Annotated in this window: 9 protein-coding genes; 2 read left to right on the top strand and 7 right to left on the bottom strand. The window is 61.8% G+C overall.

The genetic code is table 11. The features are described from left to right. Window positions 1–289: integrase core domain-containing protein (locus tag BX591_RS35535; protein ID WP_244218706.1), on the top strand; the 289-nt coding region annotated here is incomplete at its 5' end. A 398-nt stretch (window positions 290–687) separates the two neighbouring features. Here BX591_RS35535 and BX591_RS35530 read toward each other — a convergent pair. The 6 genes from BX591_RS35530 to BX591_RS35505 form a co-directional block, all read right to left on the bottom strand. Then, complete coding sequence (locus BX591_RS35530; RefSeq protein ID WP_111935969.1) at window positions 688–1140, bottom strand: hypothetical protein; 453 nt, start codon at window positions 1138–1140, stop codon at window positions 688–690. A 14-nt stretch (window positions 1141–1154) separates the two neighbouring features. Next, entirely contained in the window at window positions 1155–1442 is a 288-nt protein-coding gene (locus tag BX591_RS35525; RefSeq protein ID WP_111935968.1) for a hypothetical protein, read from the bottom strand. Between the two features lie 44 nt (window positions 1443–1486). After that, window positions 1487–1885: a PIN domain-containing protein gene (locus BX591_RS35520; RefSeq protein WP_111935967.1), complete on the bottom strand. Its 399-nt coding sequence runs from the start codon at window positions 1883–1885 to the stop codon at window positions 1487–1489. Next, window positions 1882–2127 carry an AbrB/MazE/SpoVT family DNA-binding domain-containing protein gene (locus tag BX591_RS35515; RefSeq protein WP_111935966.1) on the bottom strand — a complete coding sequence of 82 codons (246 nt, stop codon included), beginning with the start codon at window positions 2125–2127 and terminating at the stop codon, window positions 1882–1884. Before BX591_RS35515 ends, BX591_RS35520 begins: the two co-directional genes overlap by 4 nt. A gap of 87 nt (window positions 2128–2214) precedes the next feature. After that, complete coding sequence (locus tag BX591_RS35510; protein ID WP_111935965.1) at window positions 2215–2874, bottom strand: site-specific integrase; 660 nt, start codon at window positions 2872–2874, stop codon at window positions 2215–2217. 213 nt (window positions 2875–3087) lie between these two features. Beyond that, complete coding sequence (locus BX591_RS35505) at window positions 3088–4788, bottom strand: site-specific integrase (RefSeq protein ID WP_111935964.1); 1701 nt, start codon at window positions 4786–4788, stop codon at window positions 3088–3090. A 290-nt stretch (window positions 4789–5078) separates the two neighbouring features. Between BX591_RS35505 and BX591_RS35500 the strand changes: the two genes are divergently transcribed. Beyond that, window positions 5079–5312, top strand: a complete 234-nt coding sequence (locus tag BX591_RS35500) for a hypothetical protein (protein ID WP_244147212.1) — start codon at window positions 5079–5081, stop codon at window positions 5310–5312. 1125 nt (window positions 5313–6437) lie between these two features. Here BX591_RS35500 and BX591_RS35490 read toward each other — a convergent pair. Further along, a partial coding sequence (locus BX591_RS35490) for a group II intron maturase-specific domain-containing protein (RefSeq protein ID WP_276330802.1) occupies window positions 6438–6744 on the bottom strand: 307 nt, incomplete at its 5' end.

Here is a 6744-nt window from a genome sequence, read left to right as displayed (position 1 = left end):
CCCCGCCCGTTGCCGAGCAGGTCAGTGTTCTACGTGGGTCAATATTCGATGCAAATTACTACGCAGGGTGGGTCAGGATTCCGTGCAAATCAACAGTAACGGCATGGCCGAGTCGTTCGTGAAGACAATCAAGCACGATTACATTGCCTTTATGCACAAGCCTGATGTACCAACCGCGCTCTCGCATCTGGCCGGTGCCTTTGAACACTACAACGAACGCCACCCGCATAAGGCATTGAAGTACCGTTCGCCCCGCGAGTTCCGGCGAACTGCTGCATCATCAACTTAACGGTGTCCGAGTGTCCTGAGTTACAGGGGCAACTCCAGGGATCGCAAAGCGCGACGCGGGTAATCGCCGAATCCGCACGCGCAGTGGGGATGACGTTCTCTACTGCGATTGCCAGTAGGGCGTGAGTCGTCGCTTAAGCAACATCCACTTGGCAGGCTTGGTCTGATTCAATGTCTTTCCGGTTGTTTAAACACCAAGCAGCACGGCCTTAACCCAACGTTTCAAGCCATGCGTTCTTCTGTGTTGAGCACGGAGGCAACCCATTCCCGTATAGCCGGAATGTCCTCATCCGATAGAACGCCGATCGCCACATCCTGTGCCAACGTGCGCAGCACGTGTTTCAGATAGCGCCTATGCGGCCGGGAATACGGGGGAGGTCTGCATGTGTTTTCCCGTGCTTAAAGGATCTCATGCTGACGAGCGTCGACTTCGAAGGGGGCCGCGTCATAGCCGACTGTCGCAATTTGACCGAGATATGCCGGCAAGAAGGCAGCTATCGAGCCAGCTATCTCGTACTGGTGGACGTGTCGGCATTCGTGCGTCAGCAGCCGGCGTGTCAAGTGGCCATGAACGATAAAGATCGCGTAGCCCAACGTAAGCCCCGTGAAGCCTGGTCCTAGCAGCCCGGTACCTAACGCGACGCTCCGCAACCATGCATCGTCAGGCAACGGCAGGGCTGGCGCGATGACCACACGAATCTTCTCGGGCGCTAGAACCCCGAGGGCGCGTGCGTCAGCGATGCCTTGTGGCGTGAGAGCGGCACCCGTTGCAAGCGCTTTCAACTCTTGTTCCTGCGCCCAGCCGATCGCACCGGGCAATACCTGTGGCAGTAGCGTTGCGAGACTCGTCATCGTTCTTTTCCGTCTTATTCGGCGTCGTCCAACTTGCCGAGGAGTCGCGCGGCGATCGCTTTGGTCTGGGCAACCTGATCGGACGGCGCGTTAGGCGATCGCGCTTCCGCAAGCGTTGCCAATACTCCAGTCGGATCGCCGAGCGCTTCCTGCTGGTTTTCGTTAATCTCGCAAGCCTTGGTCAGCGCGGCTTCTTCCGTATAACCGCGCTGAATCAGAACCGCCGCGTCGAAGGCTATCAACTGGTTGTTGTCTTCGCGAAACCGTTGCTGTTGATCTTCGAGATGCTGGTCTTTAGTCATTTCCTTTTACCCCTTGTTTTCCAGTTTATCGGCTCGCGCCGTCATTACTTGATCAACTGCATCCCTGCGACCTTCGAGGCCGCCACATCAAAAGTAGCCGTGTACTCGCACCCGGCTACATACCCTGAACGCTCGATTAGGCAGTCCGCGAAATCCGCCTTGTCTGATGCCGCGAACACGCGGAGTGCCTTTCGCACCGTGTCCGCACCTTCGACAATCAGTTCCTTCGTGCCAAGCATGGATTCGATGATGTCCTTCATCTGACCTCGCTCGACGCTGTAGCAGCGCCCGAGCACCCACACGACCTCGACTAGCGCAACCTGCGAGACGTAGCCCGGCCGTTCGGCCGAAAAGGACTCCATAAGCGCCGTCGCCTTCTTCGACTGCGCCGCGTCATCCTGCGCGAAGTAGCGGACCAGCAAGTTCGTATCCAGTCCGATCATCGCGCCGATGCCCCCTGCTCGGCGATGGCGCGGTTCATGTCCTCAATAGACACCGGCTTGGCAGGCTTCTTCACGATGCCCTTGAGGGACGCAAGCGAGCGAGTGGCCGGGTACACCTCGTACCGGCCCGTCTCCTCGTTGAAACTGAATTCGATTCGGTCGCCGGCTTCCAAGCCAAGCTGGTTACGCACGTCCACCGGGATCGTGACCTGGCCCTTCGATGTGATGGTTGCTGCTGTCATAGTGACCCTCCGATTACTCCTTACTTTAAGGTAAGGCGGCGGAAGATGCAAGGGCGAAAGGAACACCCACCAGAGGGTTCGGCGCCCTCAAATCACCCCGCTTACAATCGCCGATAGTCGCACCGGATCGCCGTCGATAAGGTTCTTAACGGCAGACAGCGAGGAATCTCCAATCAGTTCCTGAATGAGTTTTAGCGAGCGACTGTCCCGATGGAGTCGCGCAGCGAACGTCCGCCGAGCCGCCGATGCGTTACCGCCCTCGATCCCGGCTTGTTGATGCAGTCGCCGGACAATCTCCGTGAGCGATTCGCACGAGTAGCTGATCACGCCGGTTCCCGTTACGCGTCGCGTAAAGCTGAATGGCTCTCCGTCGCTCGCCCTGAGTAGAGGACCGTGTTGGTCGAGCCCGCGATATGCGGCCGGAGAGGTTGTAACTCCGTGCCGCGCCACAAGTCGGTACGCGAGGTAGTCGTCAATCGCTCGGCAGGTTTTTGCGTTCGCCCACACCAAAGGTCGAGCCTTGCCGTTAAAGGCGATTTCGGCACGAACAGCCGAATCGACACGCACAGACCCGTTTGCTTTCAGATAGTCGGAGACAAGGAGCTTGCCTGCCTCGTTGGGCATCAAACCAGTACCGTAAAAGAGCAGCAGAAGCACGACATCGCGGATTGGATTTTGACCCGTGACCGCCGCGACTGTCAGCACATGACGAAGCTGATGAGCTTCGATAACTGGAGGCTTTGCCATCGTAAATCCCGAGAATTTGGTGCTGCATTCTCAGGCATTACGAGGAAGTTTGCCGGCGACACGAAGCGAACCCTGCCGACAGTCGCGAGAATCCCGACTTCCTCGGAAAATCCCCGGCACCGAAAGGACGTGGGCTTCGGCCGGTTCAAGTCGGGCGGGTAAAACAACCGTCGGCCCAGTTGATCCCATCGCTCGCCATTACCGTCCCGGTATTCATCTGTTCCCAAACGCGCCCGCGATCTGCTGCGCCCGCTTGACATCATCGCCATGCAGGTAGATCGACGTCGTCGAGATCGAGGTATGACGGAGGTTGTCGCGCACGATGGTCAGTTCGGCACCGTGCGCGAGCGCGTGGGTGGCGTGCGTGTGGCGCATCCAGTGCGGACTCGCCTGCCGCAGTTTTTGTGCAACCGCCGGGCTGTCGGTCTCGACGATGTCGGCAGCCCTGGCAAAGAATCGCCGCAGCACGCTCCAGAGCCGCACACTGGTGATGCGCGCCCCAACGTCTTCGGCGAGACTCGCGATCAACGGTGTGTCCGGGTGCCAGCGGCTGGGCGTCACGGGTAGCCGGCGCTCGACCAGGTGACGATCAAGCGCTGTGCGGGCGAGCGGCGGCAAGGCGACCCTGGCTACCTTGCGTCCTTTCCCGACGACCCTGATCCAATGGTCGCCGCGCGCGTCGGTCTCGATATCACCGAGCGTCGCGCCAACCAGTTCGCTTGCCCGCAGGCCCGTCGCATACCCGAAGTCGAGGACGAAGCGCAGTCGCTGCGCCGCCTCGGGCGCCCACCCATATGACCACTCAAGGCCGTCGGCGATCGTCCGGATCAGCAGCCATTCCCCTTCAGTGAAGACATGCGACGTGTCGAGCACGCCCGCGCGGGCGCTGCCCCGTACCTTGACGCCGGCAAACGGATTCGCGAGCAGATACCGCTGCTCGATGAGCCACCGGAACAGCGCGCCCAGCACGGATAACGTGTATGCGGACGAGCGGGCCGACAGGCCGCCCGAGAACGGGCGCCAGTCGGGCGCACCGCGCGGCCGGACCGGTCCCAGCCAGCGTTCCCGTGGCGTCGGCCGGCGCAGGAACGCGCGATAGGCGACGGCGTCCTCAGTCGTGAGCGACGACAGTGCCCGCCCCCGCTCGACGATCGCCCACAGGATGAGCCGCTCGGCTTCCTTGCGGTACGCGCGCCGCGTCGCCGCAGACTCGTGCAGCGAAAGCCACGCCTGCACCGCTTGGTAATCGTTGTTGGCATCGAGCGTGCAGGTGGCACGCGGCGCGCGATAGGCGCCGGCCGAACCGTCGACCTCGTGAGGTAGCCGCAGCTGTTCCCACGGCACGATGCCGCTGGCCGGCGAGACGGCAATAAGCGCCCTCGCCCGCTCGGTCAGCGCGGGGTGCGCGGCGAAGAACGCCTCGATGCGACGCGCACTGGCAGCGCCGAGCCCGGGAATGGATTTCCACCATTGGCGCCGGCGCGGAATCTGTAACGTCAGGTCAGCCAGCGTCGAAATAGCGTGCGCGCGCAGGGTGGCGACCGCTTGTGCCGGCAGCCAGATGCCGATGTCGTCACTGATCTGCGGAGTCGGCATGCGCGCGTGCCGCAGGATCTCGATCGCATCTGCGACCGCCCTCGCTTCCCGTAAACGCTCACCGTCAGGGTGTTCGAAAACAGCAGCGAGATCCGGCCGGCAGACCTGTCGCGCGAACTTCGCCAGCCGCCGCCGAAGCCCGCCAAGCAGGCCGCGTGCCGACTGCCCTGCCGCGATTCGATCCGGCACATAGCGATCTGCGGCTTTGCGAACCGGCATACCGGCGTACCAGGCGCGCAGCATGGCCAGCTCGTCGGCATCGGGGAAATCCACCGAGCGCGGTTCGGGCGAAGGTGTCGGAGTCAGGCGCGTTTTCATAGACGCCAGTTTGGCACAATAATGATGCTATTGTGATAAGAATACTTATCTGAATAGTGCTGTTTTGCGATGCGTTTTTCTGGAACCATGCCCCCCCTGGATTGCTATCGAAAACGGCAGGCACAGGGCCTGCCGCGGGAGACCTCGCCTGTCCCCGGCCGTCTGTGGTACAACAGCGCGCGGATGCGCCGGCGCGTGACGCACCGTGCACGGCGTGCGACAGACGGTATCGAACACAGCGACAGCGAGGAGATGGAGTTTTGGGAAGAAGTCCAGGGATCGGATCACGGGTGATCGGTGTGCGCGTCGAGCTGGCGCTCGAGCAGCGCCTCAGGTTGCTGACCGAAGTCACGGGACGGAGCCAGTCGTTTTTCCTCAAGCAGATGATCGAGAGCGGCATCGAGGCCATGGAAAAGCGATGGCTGCCTGACCATGTGATGGTCCAGGTGCGCGAAGGAGGCCTGTCAGTGCAGCAGCCCGGCGCGACACCGGATCTGTTCGGGGATCTGCTCTGCGATCAATGAGACTCGTGCGCGACGGGCGCAGGTGGCCCGTCACCGGATCCGGTGCTCAGGTATGCGCAGGACAAAGCAGATTTCGCTGGACCTGAACGACAATGGTGAACAGTCAGGGCAACAGACGGCTGACCAGGAACGGAGAGCGGGCTGATGAAGCAGCAGGTGAATGAGCCGGGAACGGGAAACGAAGGGCTGATGGAACGGTTGGACCGGCTCGACCAGGCGTTGCATGGCAGAGGTGTGAGCAGGTCAATCCGCAGCGCGCTGCTGGACCTCGGGCGATGCCTCGGTGCCGCAGGGGTGTATGCAGAGAAGAACTGGCGGGCATCCCAGCGCCGGTCCGGTGGCATCAACGCGCGGGCGCGGCGCATGTTCTCGTGGGTGTCGGTCAGGGCGCGGTTGGACCCGTGCGGTCGGGCCCCGGCGGCGCAATCTGTTGAAACAGTCTTCGGATCTCGGGTATGGCTGATACCTTTGAACTTGTCGCCCTAGCGCTTCCATCGGACGTTGCGCCAGAAGCGTTGCACGAGGCGATCAAACGGCTTGTCGCGGACTGCTAGCCGGGGATGAGCCGGGCACAACTGATCGCCCGCGCGCGACGGCATGCGCTGCATCCGTCACTGCGCGCGCACGGTGCGAGTGCGCCTGGAGAGACGGGCCATTTCCTCCTGACACTTGTTGTGGGCGGGAATGCTGTGCATCTGATTGCGCATTTGCGGCGAGTGGCGGCCAGGCGTACGTCTGCGCGTAGGGCCCGAAGCGCGAAACCGTCGCGACCGCCCAAGCGTGACCATCGCCAGACGACACTTTTCTGAAGTCGGGCACGCGAGGGGTATCGTGACGTGACGTGCCGGCGATGGGTGCGATATAAGCGCAAAACGCCTCAAGCACCGAGCCGGGCAATCCGCTCGCCCCCGGCGCCTCGGTGTTGCACGAAAGACCGTGATCGGTAGAGTCGAGATGTGGCGCGGTAGCAGTAGGTTCGGTTTGTCTGTTGCCGCCTCTTTCGTCTGGCGGTGCCCGAGTAACCTCGCCCTAACCCCGTTTCCACATCCCGCTCATCGAACCGGACATGCAGATCTCCCGCATCCGGCTCTCGGACATAACATCACGCCTTCGTACACGGCAGGTTCACAACCATGGACCAGTCAGACGCACGAGACCGAAGTGCCCGTAGAGGTGTGAGGATGGATAACTCCCGCCCCTCGAACGTCGAACCTTGTACTTGTTGCGCAACCACCGACGCAACCGCGTAGCCGTGTAGTTGTCGAGCGCCCGATACGCGCGTCTGTCCGAGCCTACCTTGAAGTAGTTCGCCCAGCCGCGCAGCGTACGGTTCAGCTTATCGGTTTCTTCCGCGGGGCATTCCAGCCACATCTGGATCAGATGCAGCACGCGCCGATCAACGATGCGTCGCGCCAGCGACAGCATCAGTTCG

The organism is Paraburkholderia bryophila (genome assembly GCF_003269035.1).
In the GTDB taxonomy this organism is placed as follows: Bacteria; Pseudomonadota; Gammaproteobacteria; order Burkholderiales; family Burkholderiaceae; genus Paraburkholderia; species Paraburkholderia bryophila.
Note: the sequence above shows the minus strand (reverse complement) of the source record. Positions and strands in the feature narration are given on the sequence as shown.

Excerpts from the sequence above, each read along its gene's own strand:
- BX591_RS35530 (WP_111935969.1), bottom strand. The coding sequence starts at position 1,140 with ATGACGAGTCTCGCAACGCTACTGCCACAGGTATTGCCCGGTGCGATC.
- BX591_RS35525 (WP_111935968.1), bottom strand. The coding sequence starts at position 1,442 with ATGACTAAAGACCAGCATCTCGAAGATCAACAGCAACGGTTTCGCGAA.
- BX591_RS35520 (WP_111935967.1), bottom strand. The coding sequence starts at position 1,885 with ATGATCGGACTGGATACGAACTTGCTGGTCCGCTACTTCGCGCAGGAT.
- BX591_RS35515 (WP_111935966.1), bottom strand. The coding sequence starts at position 2,127 with ATGACAGCAGCAACCATCACATCGAAGGGCCAGGTCACGATCCCGGTG.
- BX591_RS35510 (WP_111935965.1), bottom strand. The coding sequence starts at position 2,874 with ATGGCAAAGCCTCCAGTTATCGAAGCTCATCAGCTTCGTCATGTGCTG.
- BX591_RS35505 (WP_111935964.1), bottom strand. The coding sequence starts at position 4,788 with ATGAAAACGCGCCTGACTCCGACACCTTCGCCCGAACCGCGCTCGGTG.